This window comes from Pararhizobium sp. IMCC21322 (genome assembly GCF_030758295.1).
In the GTDB taxonomy this organism is placed as follows: Bacteria; Pseudomonadota; Alphaproteobacteria; order Rhizobiales.
Genome location: NZ_CP132335.1, coordinates 4797601 through 4816917, shown reverse-complemented (window position 1 = coordinate 4816917; position 19317 = coordinate 4797601). Strand labels below are relative to the sequence as shown.

Below are 19317 nucleotides of genomic sequence, written 5' to 3'. Positions count from 1 at the left end.
GTTATGGAACATTCCAGAATTCTGATCACGCTCGGTATGCTGCTGCTGGCAGGTTTGGCATTGGATGCTCTGGGCAGGCGGACACGGCTTCCAAGGGTTACATTGCTTGTGACGTTTGGAATACTGGCTGGTCCATCAGTTCTGAATCTCATTCCTGTTGCTGCCAATGACTGGTATCCCCTGATCGCCAAATTTGCGCTGGTGATGGTTGCTTTTCTGCTGGGTGGCCATCTGACGCGATCTGTTATCACACGGGACGGGCGACATATTCTGGGCGTATCGCTGGGGGTCGTTTTTCTGACATCCATGTTTGTCGGGCTGGGCCTGTGGGCGCTTGGAATTGATCCGGTTCTGTGCCTTGTCTTTGCCGGCATTGCCTGCGCTACCGATCCGGCTGCAACTGAAGATGTTGTGCGTAGTTCAGGTCTTGAAGGGGCTTTCCCACGAATTCTGCGGGGTACAGTTGCCATAGATGATGCATGGGCTCTGATTGTGTTCAGCCTCATGCTAGCTGCTAGTTATGCTCTCGGGGGCGGTGATGCCACTCAGGTGGTGGGGCACATTACACTGGAGATTGGTGGCGCATTTCTTTTAGGGGCCGCGATTGGAATGCCGGCAGCCTATCTGACGGGGCGTCTGAAACCGGGCGAACCTTCCATGATTGAAGCCCTTGGTGTTGTGTTTTTGTGTGGCGGGCTCGCGCTTGAGCTTGGTGCGTCTTTTCTGCTGTCAACAATGATATGTGGTGTGGTGATTGCCAATATCGCGCGCCATCATACGCGTCCGTTTCACGAAATCGAGAGTATTGAATGGCCGTTCATGGTGCTGTTCTTCATTCTCGCCGGGGCTTCACTTGAATTTTCAGCCATTTTGGAAATCGGCCTGATTGGCCTTGCCTATGTGCTGTTGCGCGCCCTTGGGCGTGTTGTTGGCGGCTGGGCCGGGGGACGTGTCAGCGGTATGGACCGACTTGAGAGCCGCTGGATCGGTGTCGCACTAATGCCGCAGGCCGGTGTGGCCATGGGCATGGCACTGGTTGCTGCCAGCGCATTTCCGGACCGCGCCGGATCCATTTTGGCCATTGCCATCGGAACCACCGTTATTTTTGAACTGGTTGGGCCCTTGTTCACTCAGATTGCACTGTCAAAGGTGAAGGCGTCGCAAACTTCTGAAACTGATTGAGATTGATTGGGCAAAAAAGCCTGCTGACAAGCGCAGCTACGCTGATTTCAATCTGAAACGGATGTATTTCGCAGCCGATCTGAAATGACCTGGACCTGCAGCCTCTGCCCAACGAATGTCCGATTGTTGCAGCCTGAGTTTTGCATTGTATCGACGCACCTATGATAGAAAGCTGCGCAGGTGGGAGAACTTCGATTGATGACGGTCAATAGCTGATCAATTCAGACCCTCATCAATTTGATGAAATGCATTTCACAGCAGGTCGCCGGCAAGGCGGCTTTGCTCCTCCATTGCGGTCGCGATTTTTTGATCGAGCAGCGCATGGTCGGGTCCCGGTGAAGTATCCTTGCCGTCAATCATATCGCCAACAGTGATGGACACTCGTGAAAATGGCAGCGGAATTTCCTGTTTGTCCCAACGTGATGCAAGCACTATTTTTCGTTTGCTCTGAATCCCGATAGGGACAAGTTGAACCCCCTGTTCGATGGCCAGCTGCAAAGCGCCATGCTTGATGCGATGATAGGGTCCCAAAGGACCGTCCAGGGCGACCGCATAGAGCCCATAGTTTTGGTCAAAATGCTTTGCAAGAACGTGCATTCCGCGACCCTTTACCGGCAGCCTGACCGGTTGATAGCCGAACCAATGGCAAATGTTTGCAATGACATTGCCGCGGAATGAACTCGTGGTCACCACGACGACATTTCTGCCCTTGGCCAGGGCAAACAGCGGCAGATATTCCCCGTGCCAGAACATTGCCAGAACCCGGTGGCCGTCTTTTGTCATCTGATCGAGTTTCGTTAGGTCCTGCACTTGCCTGTTCAATGTCATGCACCATGCAGACATCAGCAGGCAGATTGGCAGGGCAATGATCCGGGCAAGCAGCCGCTCAACGGCGTTTGAGCCACTATTGTTGTTCATCGGATTTTGCTGGTGGGGAGAATAATGCATTGCTCGCAGCGTGGGCAATATTGCCTATAATATCAAGTTCATTCGAGACGGCACGTTTTGACCATGTCCAAAGATTGTCATGCTTGTATTCCGTGTGCTTATGCCCGGATTCGATTTTGTTGTAAAAGGACCGCATCTGGTCGGTGGTGGATGAAATGGAAAAGCGCGCGGCCGTCTGGCGGGCGACTTCCTGTTGTTGTTTGCGCGCCTCGATGTTGCAGCTGAACTGACCCGCAACGGCGGACGCAAACTCTGTTTCTTCCGCCGTTGCAGATAGCAGTCTGCCATTGATGCGGTCGCGCACCATTTCGCGGACACCGGGTGCATCAAGGGCGACAACCGGTACGCTGGCAGCCATTGCTTCGGCCAAGACGAGGCCTTGCGTTTCTGAGCAGGAGGTGAAGGCAAAGACATCCATTGATGCGTAAGCATCGACCAATGCCGGTCCCTGTAACACGCCGGAAAATCGGACACGGTCGTCAACATTCACCGACCGAAAAATCTCCAACATATGAGAGCGTGACGGCCCGTCACCCACGATCAGAACATGGGCTTCCGCGTTCTGATTGAGAAAGAGCGCCAGTGAGGCGGCCAAAAAGCCAAGGTTCTTTTCAGGGGCCAGACGGCCCACATGGCCCACAAGCGGGGCCTTGGTGGGAATTGAAAATATCTGACGCGTGTGTGCGCCTACGCCGTTGCAGAACACTGCAGTATCAACACCTGTTGGAATGGTTGCAATTTCGGTTTTAACCGAATGCGCGCGCAGAAAACGTTCAATGCTGTCGCTGGGCGCAATAACGCCGTCGCAAAGATCGCAATAGCCAATCGACAGGCTCTGTGCCAGCCGTTTCAGAAGATCAGAATCCTGGGCGACATAGTGACCATATAATTCATAGCGCGTGTGATAGGTGAAGATGACCGGAGTTTCCGTGGAACTGGCTGCCCGCAGGGCACTGTCACCCAATAAGAACGGATGATGGCTGTGAACGATATCAGGTTGAAAATCCTCGATGATGTCCGACAGATTCGTGGTGAGTGGTATCGGTACTGAAAAATCGCTGCCGCCAAAATTCTGCAACGCGGGGATGCGTACCACGCCGTCTTCCTGCGAGGGCATTCCTTCAAATTCCGGCGCAACAATCAGCACGCTGTCACCCGCCTGGCGCAATTGGTGTGCCAATTCACTCACACTTCGGGCAACACCGCCGACATGCGGGGTAAACGTATTGGTGAACATCAACACGTTCATGTTTCAACAGGCTCCGCGCATGTGTCACCAGAGTCTGAACTTCATCGTGCGGTGCGCACAATGCTTGCTCTCAGAACAGCCGTCAGCAGCGCCAAAGGCAGCGTCGGGCCTGATCCGATGCCGATAAATGCGTCGTCGTCGCTTGCATCAGTTTTGCGCAGGGCGCATGTCCAGCTTCCGTCCACTTCATCCGCGCGCCCTTTCAGTGTGATGGCCCATTCCGGTAAATGCGCCTCAATCAAATGCAGCACAGCTTCTGTGGGTTCGAAATCGACAAGCTGTTTTGCATCAGCAAAGTTCTCGTCCGGGAAAGCCTGTTCCATCGCACCAATGGCTTGCGCCAATAACTCGGTATCGAGAACTTTCGCCTGTCTGACCTGATTGACGACATTTGCCAGTGCTTTGGTATTCATCACATCCTCACCCGTTGCAAGCCTTGTAAATATGGTCTGCCATTGCACTGTGTCCTGCGTTGATGTGCATCAATGGACGCTTGTGAAAAAGGCGCGAAGCTGGGTCCAATACCTTCACATTCAGGATGGCCAGTATGACAACAAAAACCAGAAATGTAATGTGGTTCGAGGATTTGTCGCGCGGTGATGTGAGCCTTGTCGGCGGCAAAAATGCATCGCTTGGCGAGATGGTGAGAGAGCTGTCACAAGTCGACATCAAGGTGCCGCCCGGCTTTGCCACCACTGCAGATGCATGCCGCGCCTATGTGGAATTCAATCAACTGGATCGCGTGCTCGATCGGGTTTTGGGTGACCTGGAGAATAATAAAGTCACCCTTGCGGAAGCCGGAGCTGAAATACGAAGAGCCTTCACGGCTGGCGATTGGCCACCCGATATCAAGCATGACATTCTGACTTGCTTTGCGGAATTGGGCGCACGCACCGGTTCCGATGATCTGTCGGTGGCCGTGCGCTCCAGTGCCACTGCTGAAGATCTGCCGGATGCAAGTTTTGCCGGTCAGCAGGAAACCTTTCTGAATGTGCGCGGCGAACGAGCCCTGCTTGAGACATGTCGACGCTGCTTTGCCTCGCTCTTCACTGATCGCGCAATCACCTATCGTCAATTGAAAGGTTTTGATCACAGCAAAGTGGCGCTCTCCATCGGCGTTCAGAAAATGGTGCGATCTGATATTGGTGCTTCCGGCGTCATGTTTTCCATCGATACGGAAACGGGCTTCGACAAGGTCGTCTTGATCAACGGGGCATGGGGGCTGGGCGAAAACGTAGTTCAGGGCACGGTCAACCCGGATGAATATCAGGTTTTCAAACCATTTCTAGAGGATTTGGAACTTGTGCCGATTCTTGAAAAGCGCTGCGGTGAAAAAGAACAGAAGATGATTTACGCAGGCCAGTCCGGTGGTGAAACCAAGAACGTTCCCACATCGAAACATGAGCGCCAATCATTCGTTTTGAATGACGCCGATATTCTTGTTTTGGCGCGCCAGGCGGTCACCATTGAACAGCATTACGGACAGCCCATGGATATGGAATGGGCCAAGGATGGTGAAAACGGGATGCTCTACATCGTGCAGGCTCGGCCCGAAACGGTGCAATCACGTATCGACGTTCATGCCATGAAATCCTACCGGTTGACCGCATCTGCGGAGCCTGTTCTGTCGGGGCTCAGTGTCGGAAGCGCCATTGCCAAGGGCGCGGTTTGCCTGATCGAAGATGTCGCCGATATTGAGAATTTTGTCGATGGTGCCGTGCTAGTGACAACCACGACTGATCCGGACTGGGTGCCCATCATGAAGCGCGCAGCCGCAATTATTACCGATCATGGCGGCCGCACATCCCATGCCGCGATTGTCAGTCGCGAACTGGGAATTCCGGCGATCGTCGGCACGGGCAGGGCAACGCAATTGCTCCACGACAACCAGGACATCACCGTGTCATGTGCCTCGGGCGAGCAAGGTGAGGTTTATGCTGGCTTGCTCGATTTTGAAATTGAAGAAATCCAGCTGGATCACATTCCGAAAACCAACACAAAAATCATGCTCAATCTGGCCAATCCTGCGGCGGCGTTCCGGTGGTGGCGGTTGCCAAGTGATGGCGTTGGTCTGGCGCGTATGGAATTTGTGGTCAATTCCGCAGTGAAAGCCCACCCTATGGCGCTCGCCCATTTCGACGCGCTGGAGAACAAGGCAGACAAGGATGCAATCGGTCTGCTGACCGAGAGCTATGCCGAGAAAGGCGATTACTTTGTAGAGACGCTTTCGCGCGGCCTGTCGCGCATTGCAGCTGCAGTTTACCCCAAACCGGTCATTGTACGCATGAGCGACTTCAAAACAAATGAATACGCCAAACTTCTGGGTGGCGCACAGTTTGAACCGCAAGAAGAAAACCCGATGATCGGACTGCGCGGTGCCTCACGCTATTATTCCGACATGTATCGCGATGGTTTTGCCCTTGAGTGCAGGGCCATGCACCATTTGCGCGAAGTCATGGGATTTTCGAACGTCATTTTGATGGTGCCGTTTTGCCGCTCGCCCGAGGAAGCTGATCGGGTGCTCGAGGTGATGGCGGAAAACGGATTGCAGCGCGGTGAGAACGGGCTTGAGATTTATGTCATGAGTGAGATTCCATCCAATGCAATTCGCGCAAGTGAATTTGCTGAACGCTTTGACGGTTTCTCAATTGGCTCAAATGAGCTGACCCAGCTGACACTTGGAATCGACCGTGACAATGAGGAGCTTGCTGACCTGTTTGAGGAAAGCGATCCGGCCGTGTTGTGGATGGTTGAGACGATAATAGATCGTGCCCATGAGAGCGGCATCAAGGTAGGGCTTTGTGGTCAGGCGCCAAGTAATGACCCGTCCTATGCGCAATTCCTAGTCAATGCCGGAATTGACAGTATTTCAGTGACCCCGGACAGCTTCCTGGCCGTAAAGACACAGGTCGCGGAAGCCGAACGGGCTCTGGTCGGAAAAAGCACCTCTGATTGACTTTGGGTAAGATCAAAGTGGTCTGCCAATTGGGGATGTCATGCATATTTTCACTCAGGTCTGCATAAGGAGCCTGAAAAATGAAAGCCAAAACGACATGGATAATCATTGCCGATCGGAGCCGCGCTTTCGTGATGGTACATGAGGGTCCCGGCAGTGGCTTGAAAGCTGTCAAAGAAGCCCAATGGAAGGCGGATGTTTCATCGGGTGCGAGTGATCAACCTGGCCGTAGTTTTGCCAGCTTTGGTTCCGCTCGAAGTGCGCTGGTACCACATGTCAACAGCCAGGCTGAAGAGGAAATGTTTGCAACAAAGATTGCGGCAAAACTTGCTGCTGCTCACAAGGGTGGCAACTTCGATCAACTTGTCTTATGCGCAGGACCCAAAATGCTGTCTGCGTTGGTCAACTCTGTTGAGCCGATGCTGGGAGGGACTGTCAGAGCAACCGTACAGAAAAATCTCGTCAACACCCCGCCGGCAGAAATGGCCTCTCATTTTGATGAGGTTCTGCTGCTTTGATGAAGATGCGTGGTGGGTATTTTCAACATCATCATCTCTCCGATATCCTGTTGCACGGTGAGTTAATTCAAGACATCTGACAGGGTGATAACGCCCAACAGTTTTGGACCATCACAACGAGAACCTTGCGTTTGCTATTGGAGGACAATTTCTCAAACATTTTGCCCAAAGGCGGATCGGGTGCCACACATATCGCCTCATCCGGCTTGATGGCGACCTCCGAAAGGGCCGTTTGGCCAGTCATTGCGATCTATGGTTTTCGTTGCGGCGGTATCGATATAACCGATCAGTTTGTCGGCGCTGTCCAGACAGTGTTCGACATGAGTGAACGTGCGGATTTGTCTTGCAAGACCGTCCTGAACAGAAGACTGCGATAGCTTCCAATTGATGCATTGAAGACGAAAATCCCGATCAGGAACTTCTGGTTGTCGTTCCCTATATATGGTCTAAGCAGTGGCAGAATTTGATTTTGGAGATCGAGTAGTGCAGATCAATCAAAATTCTCTTCAATCCAAATGTGATACTTGCCCAATTCACAATCGGACAATGTGCGCATTTGCGGGAGACGAAGCCGCCAGAGAACTGGCGATGATCAGCCGAACACGGCGAATTTCAGCCGGGCAGACTATTGTCACCGAACAGGATTCGCTGGACTTTGTGGGCAATGTTGTCTCGGGCGTTGTGAAGCTGTCCAAGACCCTGGAGGATGGGCGGCAGCAGATTGTGGGTCTGCTCTTTCCGTCAGACTTCATGGGCCACATATTCTCCGATCACAGCCGCTTTGCGTATGAGGCAGCAAGCGATGTTGAAATCTGCGTTTTCGATCGCAAGGCGTTCGAGACGTTGGTTCAGAACAACCCTGAAATGCAGCATGAGTTGCTTTTAAAAGTGCTGACCGAACTTGATGCGACGCGTGAGTGGATGGTTCTGCTTGGCTGTCAAAATGCACGGGAGCGGATAGCCAGCTTTCTGCTGATGTTGTTGAGGCGCTCTCTGCAGACGGGATGTCCGAAAGAAGACCTGCCTCCCAACCCGACTATCCGGTTTCCAATCAACCGGAAAAACATAGCCCTGTTTCTGGGCACCACCATTGAAACGATCTCGCGGCAAATTCAGTCCATGTCCAAAGCAAACATCCTGAAAATTGTTGATGGCAACACATTCCAAATTACCAGTCCCGGGCGTCTTGCAAAAATCGCAAACCATGAGGAATGGCTGGAAGACTATCCGGTGTAAAGGCCTGACACTTTCTTGATGGCCATCAATGCCATAGTCGTTTTGAGCGCGCATCCTCTTATCAAATTCGTGGAAAAGATGAATTTTGGAAGACGCATGGTGGCGCATGGAAGCCCTGCAGAAACCGATATCATCAAACCGTGGTGAGATAGCTATGGCTGCATTCGGTGTCCATTCGGAAATTGGAAAACTGCGTAAAGTTCTGGTTCACAGGCCGGAATTGAGTTTGGAATATCTGACACCATCAAACTGCAATCAGTTGCTGTTTGATAATGTCCTTTGGGTGAAAAAAGCCAAGCAGGAGCATGATGCTTTTACCGCTATCATGCGTGGCCGCGGCGTTGAGGTTTTTCAGGTTGCCAAGCTTCTGGAGGAAACTCTGGAGTTTGGTGATGCCCGGGAATGGCTGCTGGAGCGGCGCATTCATCCAAGAAAGATGGGTGCTGATCTTGCCTGTGATCTGAAGCAATGGTTCGATGACATGCCAGCCAGAGACCTTGCCCGTATTTTGATTGGTGGTTTGCCGTTGGCAAAGCTGCCATTCAAATCCAGCTCATTTGTCACTTCTGTGCTGAAACCCCATGAATTTGTCATTCCACCGTTGCCCAACCAGCTTTTTACCCGAGATAGTTCGGCATGGATCTATTCCGGAGTCGTGCTGAATCCGATGCATTCGCCAGCGCGCCGCGAGGAGACAGCCAATATTGCTGCGATCTACCATTTCCACCCCACCTTCGAGCAGCAGGTCTTTGATATTTTGTGGACCTGCGATGAGCGCGATAGCTACAGCACTTCTCTTGAAGGCGGAGATGTCATGCCGGTTGGCGATGGCAAGATCATCATTGGCATGAGCGAGCGCACCACCCCGCAGGCAGTAACGGATTTGGCGATGCAGCTGTTTGCCCGTGGCATTGCTGATGAAATTCTTGTTGCAGTGATGCCCCGCACCCCCAGGATTCTGCATCTGGATACTGTGTTCTCCTTCTGCGACCGCGATCTGGTGACCGCCTATTCGCCCGTTATTGATGCTCTTGTCAGCTATCGCATTACGCCGGGTTCAGGGAGCCGCAATTTGACATGCAAGCGCCTTGATGTCGGCTTCACAGACGCTGTCGCTGCGCTTCTTGGTTTGAAGAAGCTGCGCGTCGTCTCAACCGGCGGTGATTACTATGCAGCCGAGCGGGAACAAGTGGAGGATGGCAACACTGTTGTCGCGTTGGAACCCGGCGTTGTCATAGCCTATGCACGCAATGTTTGTACCAATACAAGGCTGCAGGATGCCGGTGTTGAGGTCATCACAATTGATGGGGCTGAACTTGGCCGCAGCCGAGGTGGCGGGCATGGAATGACCTGTCCGCTTTTGCGCGATCTTGTGGACTGACAATCAATGGAATTTCGGAACACCACCGTGATTTTCGAATGGGTTGGGTTCTTGTGCACCCAAATCGCCATTTGTGTCAGATACTCCGAAGGCTCCAATCAGCGATTTTGATTTGCCTGCTATCCGGGCGACAGACCTCTGAGGCGTTCGGAGCGTCGACGCAGGAGTTCCAGCACCGTCAACAACAAGACGGAGATAACCACCAGAATAGTTGCCACGCTGAGGATGGCAGGGCTGATCTGTTCACGGATGCCATTCCACATCTGGCGCGGGATTGTCTGCTCGTCAAAGGCGCCAATAAACAGCACGGCAACCACCTCATCAAAGGATGTGACAAAAGCAAAAAGCGCTCCGGAAATCACACCAGGAAGTATGAGTGGCATTGTGACTTTGAAAAACGTTGTTCTTGGATTAGCGCCGAGCGAGGCGGCAGCACGCGTCAAAGAATGATCAAATCCCACCAGGGTTGCGGTGACGGTGATGATGACAAATGGAATGCCCAAAGTCGCATGGGCCAGGATAATCCCGAGATATGGGATTTGCCATCCAAACAGCTCCCACTTTGCAATCTGGATGGATGAATAGAAAAAGAACAATCCGGTTGCGGTGATGATGATCGGGACAATCATTGGCGAAATCAGAACTGCCATGATTAAACGCCTGTACGGCATTTCCGGTCGGCTTAATCCCAAGGCCGCAATGGTTCCCAGAACAGTTGCAAAAATGGTTGCGAACACACCCACTATGACCGAGTTTTTTGCCGCTTGTACCCAGGCTGAATTCTGCCAGACATCCGCCCACCAGCTGCCGTCTCGCGCCACATCCGGCGCAGACATGCCGAATGTCAGAAGCAGATCATACCAGCGCGTCGAAAAGCCCTCAGGGTCGAAGGACATCATTTTCTGGGTGAATGTGAAATAGGGCTCGGCATTGAAACTCAATGGAATGACGATGAGAATCGGCGCGATCAGAAACAAGAAGATCAGCCCGCAAATCACCAGATAGGTGTAGTGCCAAACCCGTTCCAGGGTTGATGCGTGTTTTGGAAGAGCCATAGCGCTACCCTAACTTCAAATTGTCGATGCCAACGAGGCGGTCATAAAGCCAGTACAACAGCAAAACCATCAAAAGCAGCAGGGTTGCCAGCGCGGCTGCAAGCGACCAGTTCAATGATTTTTGCATGTGAAAGGCAATAAAATTAGAGATCAACTGACCGCTCGCTCCACCCACCAGCGCCGGGGTGATGTAATAGCCAACGCCAAGAATGAAAACCAATAGTCCTCCAGCGCCCATGCCCGGGATGGTTTGTGGCAGGTATATCCGGCGAAAAGCAGTCCAGCTTGTCGCGCCCAAAGATCGGGCCGCGCGAACATAGCTCGGGTTGATTGGCCGCATGACAGAATAAAGCGGCAGGATCATAAAGGGCAGCAGAATGTGGATCATGGCTACAATCGTTCCGGTTTGATTGTAGATCATCTGTATCCGGCTTTCGTCAGCTACGATGCCGGTCGCAACCAAGGTGTCATTGACCACGCCTTGCGATTGCAGCAGCACAATCCAGCTGGTCGTGCGGACCAGCAATGACGTCCAGAATGGAAGCAATACAAAAATCATCAGTAAATTTGATTGGCGCAGCGGCAATGTGGCCAGCAGATGGGCGACCGGAAAGGCCAGGATCAGGCAACAAAATGTAATCAATCCTGCCAAAAACAACGTTTTTAGAAAATTAGCCGCATAGATTTTTCGATCATCATCGACCGCAACGATATCACCGTTCACATCCCGCGTGCGATCCAGTGCGGCCAGGTAAAAATCAGCCGTGTAGGCTGAGGATGCGCCGCGCATGACTTGCCAAAGCTTCGGATCAGCCCATTTTTGGTCGGCCGCCAGGATAGCTTCCTGAAACGAAGGCTCCATCGCCCCGGCTTTGCGTGCGGTACCGGTAAACAGGGACCGGCTTCCGGGCAGGTCATAATTTATACGGGTTCCGGCGATGCCCATGGTTTTGTCCGCGCGCATGCTGCGCAGATCCAGAACCAGCGCTTCAAAGGCAGCTTCACCCGGCTCGGTACCAGCGGGGTTTTCGTCAAACCACACGCTCAGATTTGGAATATGATCGGAAAAACTTGGATTGTGGACCGAGCGGAACAGCATTTGCCCAATCGGGGCAAGAAACGTTATCAGCACGAACAGCAACAGGGGCAAAACCAGAAACAGGGCACGCTGTCGTGCGCGCTTCTGAGCGTTGGCCAGTGCGACTTTCAACGGTGTTCCGTCGACCGTTGTGAGGTCGAGTTCTGCTTGCGTGGGCCTGTTGTCAAAACTGTTTGCTGTATCAGCCATCCGTTTGCCCACCTTAACGACTGCCAGAAACGACTGTCAGACTTGCGTTATTTCAGAATAATCCTGCAAATGAAGTGGGGGCACACAAGGTGCCCCCGTTCAAGTTTCAGTTCGCGAGCCACGCGTTAAAGCGTTCGTTCAGCTCGGTATCCTTGTCAGCCCAGAAATCGTTAGAGGATGCCAGGGCGTTTGTCAGGTTGGCAGCCGTTGTTGGCAGATTTGGACCCATCTCGATTGATCCGTCAAAATATTTGCCGACCAATGGACCAGAGGAAACCCGGGGCGGACCATAGCTGATCCATTCCGCAGCTTTGGCCAAAGCTTCCGTGCGCGCAGCAAATGCCACAAACGCTTTCGCTTCTTCCATATTTGGCGCACCTTTTGGAATCACGTAGCCTTCAAACTCGTATACCTGGCCATCCCAGATGATTTCAAATGGCTGATCTTCACCGATGACCGCATTGAAAATCCGGCCATTATAGGCAGTTGACATGTCAACTTCACCATCTGCCAGAAGTTGTGGTGGCTGAGCGCCAGCTTCCCACCAGACGACCAAATCTTTAATCAGGTCCAATTTGGCGAATGCACGATCAACGCCTTCATCGGTTCCAAGCAGATCGTACACTTCAGCAGCCGGTACACCGTCCGCCATCAGAGCCATTTCAAGATTTGCCTTTGCGGTTTTGCGCATACCGCGTTTGCCAGGAAACGCTGCTGTATCAAAAAAGTCCGCAATCGACGTTGGTGCGTTGCCATCAAACTTGCTGGAATTATAGGCAAATACGGTGGCATATACATCTGTGCCGATAATGCACTCTGTCAATGAGCCGGGCAGGAAATCTTCGGTAGCCGGAGTGCCGTCCGGTGCTGCTGGCAGAATTGAGTGATCAATTTCTTCGAGCAGGCCTTCATCGCAGAGACGAATACCATCCGCAAATTCAACACTGGCGACATCAATCGTCACATTGCCTGCCTCAACCTGCGCTTTGATAGGCGTTGCAGGGTTATCGGCATCAACAGAGTTCACGGTGATACCGGTCTCAGCTGTGAATGGCTTATGGTAGGCTTCGGACTGGCTTTTGGTGTATGCGCCACCCCAACCAAGGACCGTCACTTCGGCAGCTTGCGCCGCGAAAGCAAAACCGGTTATGGCTGTTGCAATAAGTAGAGTTTTTCTCATTGGTTTTCTCCATATGGATGTTGCGTTTTAGATAAAATTGGACCGATATTTTTGCCCAAATTGTTTATTTTTCGGCATTTCCCCAACACATATAATGCTTACAGAGGGTTCAAGGCACGCGCATCCTGAACCGCCCAGTTGATCTGAGTCTTTTCACCTACTACCAGATGTTTGTGACCAGCTGAGTTTGAGACTTTGACAATAAACTGGTCATTTCCATGAACATTCAACCGACAGCGAATGTGATCGCCGAGATAAATCAGTTCCTTAACAAGGGCCTCTGTCGAATTATCACCGACACTTCCACCGATGGCAACCCGCTCGGGGCGAATTGAAATGAGCGTTTCTTCTCCCACGCCACCGCAATTCACAGCCAATGCTTTGCACTGTGCACCATTTTCCAGTTTCACAGAAACTTCATCTCCGGACCGTTCGCTGACAGTGCCGTTCAATTTATTGTTCTCACCAATAAACTGCGCCACAAAACTATTGTCCGGGCATTCATACAAGTCTGCCGGTGGTGCAAGCTGCTGGATTTCACCATCATTAAATACGGCAACGCGATCAGACATCGTCAGCGCCTCTGATTGATCATGTGTCACATAAACAACCGTAATGCCGAGGCTTTCATGCAGATGCTTGATTTCATATTGCATGTGCTCGCGGAGCTGCTTGTCGAGGGCTCCGAGGGGCTCATCCATCAGCACCAGACTTGGGTCGAAAACCAGGGCACGCGCCAATGCAACCCTTTGTTGCTGGCCGCCTGACAATTGCGCCGGGCGACGGGACCCAAATTCCCCCATCTGAACCATATCCAGCGCACGGATCACCTTGGCGTCTCTCTCGGCCTTGCCCATGCCGCGCACTTCCAGCGGAAAAGCCAGGTTTTCACCAACAGTCATATGAGGGAACAAGGCATAGTTCTGAAACACCATACCAATGCCGCGTTTGTGCGGAGGAATGTTGTTGATTTCAGCGCCATCCAATCGAATTTCACCGCGGGTTGCGGTTTCAAACCCCGCCAGCATCATCAGACAGGTTGTCTTGCCTGACCCTGACGGACCAAGCATTGTGAGAAACTCACCCTTTGGCATGGAAAGGTTCAGATTTTTTACGACCAGCACTTCGCCATCATAGCTTTTCTGGACCCGGTCGAATTCGACGAAGGCATCGCCTGAAGTATCTTGCGTCAGATTGAACTCCCGAGGAGTTGGATTGTCACTGAACGGAATTTAGGCACACAGATTTTTATTTGGCAACATCAATCTACTGGCGAGTCGCGCCAAAGGTTCCAAGCCACAGGCTGTGACTAATTTTGATGCAACTTTTTCTGGGTTGTTGTTTGCATATTACAAGCGGCCGCGCCTCTACATGGGACTTATTCGGGGCTGCAGAATTCTTGGGACTGAACCCAATTTCAGCTCCCAATCGGGTTCAGGTTCGGGTTCAAGTTCTGGGCAACATCATTGTGTGGCGCTGGGCGCATTATCGTGAGCCAAACCAATTGTCTGCCTGTGCGCCCAACGGACCGGCTGAGCTATTTGTCCAGACCCCGGAGAACGCATCTTTGTGGAGCAATCTGAAGTGGAGGCGTCCGCTCGCGCCAGTCGGGTGCTGCCATATACTGCTAATGCTGCAGGGCTAATGCTGCAGGGCTAATGCTGCAGGGCGAATGAATGTGTATGGCGCCATACAGTGTTTTTTCGCCATCGTAGACAGCGATAAACTGACACTGCTCCAGGCCATTTACGTCAGGTATGACAACCGCGCCAATGATTGCGACTACGGAAACAGGCTCTGACGGGGGGCAGTTCCTATCGCTTTCCTGTTTGAGGCTTGCACCGGGCAAGAAAGCTCTTCGCTGTCATTATAGACATGCCGGCTCCACCCTCATTCCGGGGCGCAACTATCGGTTGTATTTCCAAATTGCGCCTAATGATCGTTGACATATTCAAAATATCAACTTACGCTCAGAAAAATTCAATAAACCTATATATGAAGAAAATATCTATATGTTGAAGCCACAAAACGACAAAAATCCGTATTCGATTGGTCACGTGGCCAAGGTAATCGGCGTGTCCGTTTCGACGCTTCGCTCATGGGAAAATGCGGGGTTGATAAATCCGTTCAAATCCGCCAGCGGCCATCGTTCATTTTCGTCTGACGACATGGATCGCATTCGCACTATTGAACAGATGCGCAAATTATCGGGTCACAGCCTGACAAAGATCAAGGAACTGATCGATAGCGAACCGGATGAGCAAAAACCGATCACTCACGATTCAGGTATTGAGCGCACCACAGTCGATTTCAGCAAAATCGGCGCACGCATTCGCACCATGCGCAAAGAGAGTGGTTTGTCGCTGCGGGCTCTTTCGGAAAAAACCGATATTGGTGTCTCGCATCTGAGCATGTTTGAGCGTGGCACGGCATTTTTGTCTCCCGCCAGATTGAACAGTGTCGCTCTGGCATTCGGGCGCTCTCTTGCAGAGTTGCTGGGTGGAACGCATCACGACCATGTTCCAATCGTGCGCCAAGGAACCGGCCGTGTTGTTGGAACGTTCGGACCGGGGGTCTCGGTCGAGCAGCTAACAGTTGCTGAAAAACTGATGGACGTCGAAGTTTGGACCATTGAACCTGGCGCTGAAAGCGATGGCTATTATTCTCACGATGGTGAGGAGCTGATTTACATTCTGTCGGGTGAATTCGAGATTACGCTGGCTGGCCGCTCTCCCGCAATTTTGCAGCCTGGAGACAGTGCCTACTTCAACAGCTCCCTGGAGCACCGCTGGCGAAATCTCGGCTCTGACCCCGTAAAAGTGCTTTGGGTCAACACCGATGCAGCACGCGTTTCAGCCATGCAGTTTGATCAGCCGCGCAATCGTTTTGGCCTGGGTGTTTCGCATGGTTCCGGTTTGGGCGAGGGTACGTTGGACGTGCAGCTCCCGGAAGGCGCAGAAACCTTCAGGGTTCTGGAAACGCACACTGCCGGTCACCCAACACGCATTCTGATTGAGTCCCTCCCAGGACTTGAAGGCAACACAGCCACCGAAAAGGCTCGGTCCTTCGAGAAAAATCACGACCATCTGCGAACGCTCCTGCTGCAAGAGCCTCGCGGGCATAGTGGCTCTTTCGGCCTGGTTCCGTTTGCTTCCAAAACGGCGGACTTCGGTGCGTTTTTCATTACTTCATACGGTTATCCCGAACTTTGTGGTCATGCCGTATTTGGTTATGCCAAAGCGTTGAAATCCATGGGCCGGTTGAACGACCGAACCGAATTCACCATCGAGATGCCGCGCGCGACTGTCGGCGTTACGGTGCATCCGGACAGTGATCAGATTGATGTAGCGTTGCCGCAGGCTTATGTGACCGCCGATGATATTTCAGTGCCATTTCGTGGCCGAACGGTCGAGCTGTCAATAGTATATGGCGGAAACACGCATGCCGTTATTGACGCAGCTTTGCTGGGACTTGACCTGAACGATCATGCACTGCAGGAGATTTTGCTGGCCGCAGACGAGTTGCGCAGTGCGATTGCGGAGCTTGACCGGCCCGAGACCAAATTGATCGAATCTGTGCTGCTGTTTCAAACGGTTTCAAAAAACTCAGAACGCCTTTTCCTGTCTATTGACCGCAACCGATACGATCGATCCCCCGGTGTGACCGCACTTGCGGCGCGGATGGTGCAAAAGGTTGTCGCAGGCCAATTGGCTGCCGGACAGACTTTCCATGCAGACAGCATCTTTGGCGGTCAGCTCTCTGGACAAATTATCAGTATTGCGAAGGCGCCCGAGGGACGCCTCGTATGCGTCCCCAAAATTTCGGGACGTGCGCATCTCAATGGAATTTCCACGCTCGTGCTCGAGCCTGATGATCCATTGCAGTGCGGCTTCCTCGGCTCTTAATTTTTTGACTATCAACAGGAGGTAATAAAATGGCTTTTAGAAAGTTTAAAACCTGGATCTGCGCATTTGCAGCTCTGTTCATGACAGTTGGTGCGTTTACGCAGCCAGCTCAGGCCGACGATCCGTCGCTGGTTCTGAACAACATCAGAAGCTCCGGCGTTCTGAAATTCCCGGTCATCATTGGCGAAGAGCCCAGCTACATCAAGGATCCTGGTACAGGTGAATGGAGTGGCTTCTACGTTGAATGGGGACAGGAAATTGCCGCCATTCTGGGTGTCGAGCTCGAGTTTGTTGAAACAACATGGGGCAATCTTGCGGCTGACTTTCAGGCACGCAAGGTCGATATTGCTATCGGCTTGAACCCCAATCCACAGCGTGGCCTTGTGGTCGATTACACGTCTATTCCGCTCTTCTATGGTCCATGGACCGTCGTCTCCAAAGCCGGTTTCGACAAGAAAAGCTGGGCAGAGTTGAACGACCCATCGGTTCGTCTTGCCGTTCAAAAAGGCAGCACCATGCAAGTGGTTGCCGAAGCTCTGACACCGAAGGCAGAGATCATTGTGGTTGGCACACGCTCATTGGGCGTTCTGGAAATCAACTCCAATCGTGCTGATGCCATGCTGCTTGCCAGTTTTGATGCTGTGCAGGTTGCGCCGGAAATCAATGGCGAAGTCTTTGTTCCAAGCCCTGCACTCGTAAACACCGCTGTGATCGGTGTGCGCAGGGAAGCTGGCAATGCGGGTTGGCTGAACTGGCTTGAAAACTGGACGTCGCAGCAACGCTCGCTGGGTCTGGCCCAGGGCAAGCTTGCAAAGTCCTTTGAAGAAGCCGGACTGGATCTGTCTGTTCTACCAGGCGACTTCAGCTTCTAATCTTCGACAGTCGGCCCCGGTTACGGGGCCGACACTTCTAACAGGATCTGGAACCCATCATGTTTGACTGGTCGGCCATAACACAGAATTCGCACCTGATTTGGTCGGGTGTTCTGATCACTCTTGAATACACCCTCATCACGTCGGTGATCGGCCTGGTGATTGGTTTGATCGTTGCCCTGATGCAATTGACAACCAACAAGATCGTCGTGTTGATCGGTCGACTGTTTGTTGAGTTTTTCCGAAATATTCCGCTGCTGGTCTGGTTGCTTTGGGCCTATTACGCTCTGCCCATCTTCATGGGCATCAACATCTCCAAGGAAGCAGCTGGCATCCTGGCGTTGAGCCTTTATGGCGCCGCCTATTTTGCCGAGATTTTCAGAGCCGGAATTCAGTCCATCGATTCAGGACAAAGCGACGCTGCGGTGGCGCTTGGCATGTCCTATCGACAAATGAATGTCCGGGTCATCCTGCCACAGGCCCTGCGCCGCATGATTCCGCCACTCGCTGGCCAGATGATCATTCAATTGAAAAACACGACGCTTCTTGCCGTTATCACGGTGCCTGATCTGCTGTATCAGGCCGAGTATATTGCGTCCTTCACGTATCGTCCGCTGGAAGTCTACACAACCATTGCGCTGGTCTTCCTGGCTATTTTGGTTCCGCTGACCTACATCGCCCGTCGCCTCGAACAGGGTGAGGTGAAGTCATGAGTTCCGAACCGCAAGCTTCCTCAGCCATGCCTGCCATTTCGGTCGAAGATATCCGGTTATCTTATGGGGCTGTGGAGGTTCTTTCCGGCGTTGATCTAACGGTCAATCGCGGTGACGTGGTGGCGCTGATCGGGTCCAGTGGTTCCGGTAAAACCACGCTCCTGCGTTGTTTGAACCTTTTGGCCAAGCCAAGCCATGGCAAGATTTCATTGAGTGGCGACCCATTCTTTCATTTTGACAATGGCAAGGATGAGCTTGGGCTTTCAGCCGCGCAAACCAACGCCATCCGAAGCCGCATCGGCATGGTGTTCCAGCAGTTCAATCTGTTTCCACACATGAAAGTTCTGGCCAATGTCATGGAAGGCCCGAAGACGGTCAAAGGTGAGGCTCACAACACCAATCGTGATCGGGCAATGAGCTATCTGGAGAAGGTCGGTATGGCCGACTTTGCCGACCGGTCTCCGTCAAGCCTTTCTGGCGGTCAGAAACAGCGCGTTTCCATTGCCCGTGCATTGAACATGGAGCCTGAAGTCATGCTGTTTGATGAGCCGACATCGGCGCTGGACCCGGAACTCGTTGGCGAGGTTCTGGGCACGATGATTGAATTGGCCAAAGAAGGCATGACCATGATTGTTGTGACCCATGAGCTTGGCTTTGCGCTGGAGGTTGCAAAACGGGTTGTGTTTCTCGATCAGGGAACCGTCTGCGCTGATGGACTGCCATCTGATATTCTCATGAACCCACCAAACGAGCGCGTTAAGGGGTTCGTAAACCGCTTTCATCAAACCGCAGAGATGATGAAGCCCTTCATAAAAGTCTGAATAATAATAACAG

The 19317-nt window shown here is 52.4% G+C and carries 16 protein-coding genes; 9 read left to right on the top strand and 7 right to left on the bottom strand.

What is annotated here, in order from left to right; translation table 11 throughout:
- Positions 1 to 3 precede the first annotated feature (3 nt).
- The gene (locus tag RAL91_RS22890; RefSeq protein ID WP_306258543.1) at positions 4 to 1182 is read left to right on the top strand and encodes a cation:proton antiporter; all 1179 of its coding nucleotides are present in this window, start codon (positions 4 to 6) and stop codon (positions 1180 to 1182) included.
- A gap of 252 nt (positions 1183 to 1434) precedes the next feature.
- Here the strand turns inward: RAL91_RS22890 and RAL91_RS22885 are convergent, their stop codons facing one another.
- Genes RAL91_RS22885 through RAL91_RS22875 form a run of 3 tightly spaced genes read right to left on the bottom strand, consistent with a single transcriptional unit; the run spans position 1435 to position 3792 of the window.
- Positions 1435 to 2100 (bottom strand): lysophospholipid acyltransferase family protein, encoded by a 666-nt coding sequence (locus RAL91_RS22885; protein ID WP_306258542.1) that lies wholly within the window; start codon positions 2098 to 2100, stop codon positions 1435 to 1437.
- Positions 2087 to 3379: a glycosyltransferase gene (locus RAL91_RS22880; protein WP_306258541.1), complete on the bottom strand. Its 1293-nt coding sequence runs from the start codon at positions 3377 to 3379 to the stop codon at positions 2087 to 2089. Before RAL91_RS22880 ends, RAL91_RS22885 begins: the two co-directional genes overlap by 14 nt.
- 41 nt (positions 3380 to 3420) lie before the next feature.
- Entirely contained in the window at positions 3421 to 3792 is a 372-nt protein-coding gene (locus RAL91_RS22875) for a hypothetical protein (RefSeq protein ID WP_306258540.1), read from the bottom strand.
- 134 nt (positions 3793 to 3926) lie between these two features.
- Between RAL91_RS22875 and ppsA the strand changes: the two genes are divergently transcribed.
- The 4 genes from ppsA (at position 3927) to RAL91_RS22855 (ending at position 9470) form a co-directional block, all read left to right on the top strand.
- Positions 3927 to 6335, top strand: a complete 2409-nt coding sequence (gene ppsA / locus RAL91_RS22870; RefSeq protein WP_306258539.1) for a phosphoenolpyruvate synthase — start codon at positions 3927 to 3929, stop codon at positions 6333 to 6335.
- 80 nt (positions 6336 to 6415) lie between these two features.
- On the top strand, positions 6416 to 6853 hold the full coding sequence (locus tag RAL91_RS22865) for a host attachment protein (protein WP_306258538.1): 438 nt from the start codon (positions 6416 to 6418) through the stop codon (positions 6851 to 6853).
- A gap of 546 nt (positions 6854 to 7399) precedes the next feature.
- The gene (locus RAL91_RS22860; RefSeq protein ID WP_306258537.1) at positions 7400 to 8089 is read left to right on the top strand and encodes a Crp/Fnr family transcriptional regulator; all 690 of its coding nucleotides are present in this window, start codon (positions 7400 to 7402) and stop codon (positions 8087 to 8089) included.
- A 154-nt stretch (positions 8090 to 8243) separates the two neighbouring features.
- Positions 8244 to 9470: an arginine deiminase gene (locus tag RAL91_RS22855; RefSeq protein WP_306258536.1), complete on the top strand. Its 1227-nt coding sequence runs from the start codon at positions 8244 to 8246 to the stop codon at positions 9468 to 9470.
- A gap of 119 nt (positions 9471 to 9589) precedes the next feature.
- Here RAL91_RS22855 and RAL91_RS22850 read toward each other — a convergent pair whose 3' ends face one another.
- The 4 genes from RAL91_RS22850 to RAL91_RS22835 form a co-directional block, all read right to left on the bottom strand.
- Positions 9590 to 10525 (bottom strand): ABC transporter permease, encoded by a 936-nt coding sequence (locus tag RAL91_RS22850; protein ID WP_306258535.1) that lies wholly within the window; start codon positions 10523 to 10525, stop codon positions 9590 to 9592.
- Between the two features lie 4 nt (positions 10526 to 10529).
- Positions 10530 to 11813, bottom strand: a complete 1284-nt coding sequence (locus tag RAL91_RS22845) for an ABC transporter permease (protein ID WP_306258534.1) — start codon at positions 11811 to 11813, stop codon at positions 10530 to 10532.
- Between the two features lie 106 nt (positions 11814 to 11919).
- Positions 11920 to 12993, bottom strand: coding sequence for an ABC transporter substrate-binding protein (locus tag RAL91_RS22840; protein WP_306258533.1), 1074 nt, complete (start codon positions 12991 to 12993; stop codon positions 11920 to 11922).
- A 98-nt stretch (positions 12994 to 13091) separates the two neighbouring features.
- Entirely contained in the window at positions 13092 to 14117 is a 1026-nt protein-coding gene (locus tag RAL91_RS22835; RefSeq protein WP_371932453.1) for an ABC transporter ATP-binding protein, read from the bottom strand.
- Positions 14118 to 15005: 888 nt separating this feature from the next.
- Between RAL91_RS22835 and RAL91_RS22830 the strand changes: the two genes are divergently transcribed.
- The 4 genes from RAL91_RS22830 to RAL91_RS22815 are packed head-to-tail and all read left to right on the top strand — an operon-like array spanning position 15006 to position 19304.
- On the top strand, positions 15006 to 16898 hold the full coding sequence (locus tag RAL91_RS22830) for a proline racemase family protein (RefSeq protein ID WP_306258532.1): 1893 nt from the start codon (positions 15006 to 15008) through the stop codon (positions 16896 to 16898).
- Between the two features lie 29 nt (positions 16899 to 16927).
- The gene (locus RAL91_RS22825) at positions 16928 to 17770 is read left to right on the top strand and encodes a transporter substrate-binding domain-containing protein (RefSeq protein ID WP_306258531.1); all 843 of its coding nucleotides are present in this window, start codon (positions 16928 to 16930) and stop codon (positions 17768 to 17770) included.
- Positions 17771 to 17829: 59 nt separating this feature from the next.
- Positions 17830 to 18483: an amino acid ABC transporter permease gene (locus RAL91_RS22820; protein ID WP_306258530.1), complete on the top strand. Its 654-nt coding sequence runs from the start codon at positions 17830 to 17832 to the stop codon at positions 18481 to 18483.
- Positions 18480 to 19304: an amino acid ABC transporter ATP-binding protein gene (locus RAL91_RS22815; RefSeq protein WP_306258529.1), complete on the top strand. Its 825-nt coding sequence runs from the start codon at positions 18480 to 18482 to the stop codon at positions 19302 to 19304. The genes RAL91_RS22820 and RAL91_RS22815 overlap by 4 nt, the downstream gene beginning before the upstream one ends.
- Positions 19305 to 19317 lie beyond the last annotated feature (13 nt).

Bases quoted from the DNA above. Each gene is read 5' to 3' on its own strand.
- RAL91_RS22880 (WP_306258541.1), bottom strand. From the start codon at position 3,379: ATGAACGTGTTGATGTTCACCAATACGTTTACCCCGCATGTCGGCGGT.
- RAL91_RS22885 (WP_306258542.1), bottom strand. From the start codon at position 2,100: ATGAACAACAATAGTGGCTCAAACGCCGTTGAGCGGCTGCTTGCCCGG.
- ppsA (WP_306258539.1), top strand. From the start codon at position 3,927: ATGACAACAAAAACCAGAAATGTAATGTGGTTCGAGGATTTGTCGCGC.
- RAL91_RS22875 (WP_306258540.1), bottom strand. From the start codon at position 3,792: ATGAATACCAAAGCACTGGCAAATGTCGTCAATCAGGTCAGACAGGCG.
- RAL91_RS22815 (WP_306258529.1), top strand. From the start codon at position 18,480: ATGAGTTCCGAACCGCAAGCTTCCTCAGCCATGCCTGCCATTTCGGTC.
- RAL91_RS22840 (WP_306258533.1), bottom strand. From the start codon at position 12,993: ATGAGAAAAACTCTACTTATTGCAACAGCCATAACCGGTTTTGCTTTC.
- RAL91_RS22860 (WP_306258537.1), top strand. From the start codon at position 7,400: ATGTGCGCATTTGCGGGAGACGAAGCCGCCAGAGAACTGGCGATGATC.
- RAL91_RS22845 (WP_306258534.1), bottom strand. From the start codon at position 11,813: ATGGCTGATACAGCAAACAGTTTTGACAACAGGCCCACGCAAGCAGAA.
- RAL91_RS22830 (WP_306258532.1), top strand. From the start codon at position 15,006: ATGTTGAAGCCACAAAACGACAAAAATCCGTATTCGATTGGTCACGTG.
- RAL91_RS22825 (WP_306258531.1), top strand. From the start codon at position 16,928: ATGGCTTTTAGAAAGTTTAAAACCTGGATCTGCGCATTTGCAGCTCTG.
- RAL91_RS22865 (WP_306258538.1), top strand. From the start codon at position 6,416: ATGAAAGCCAAAACGACATGGATAATCATTGCCGATCGGAGCCGCGCT.
- RAL91_RS22890 (WP_306258543.1), top strand. From the start codon at position 4: ATGGAACATTCCAGAATTCTGATCACGCTCGGTATGCTGCTGCTGGCA.
- RAL91_RS22820 (WP_306258530.1), top strand. From the start codon at position 17,830: ATGTTTGACTGGTCGGCCATAACACAGAATTCGCACCTGATTTGGTCG.
- RAL91_RS22850 (WP_306258535.1), bottom strand. From the start codon at position 10,525: ATGGCTCTTCCAAAACACGCATCAACCCTGGAACGGGTTTGGCACTAC.
- RAL91_RS22855 (WP_306258536.1), top strand. From the start codon at position 8,244: ATGGCTGCATTCGGTGTCCATTCGGAAATTGGAAAACTGCGTAAAGTT.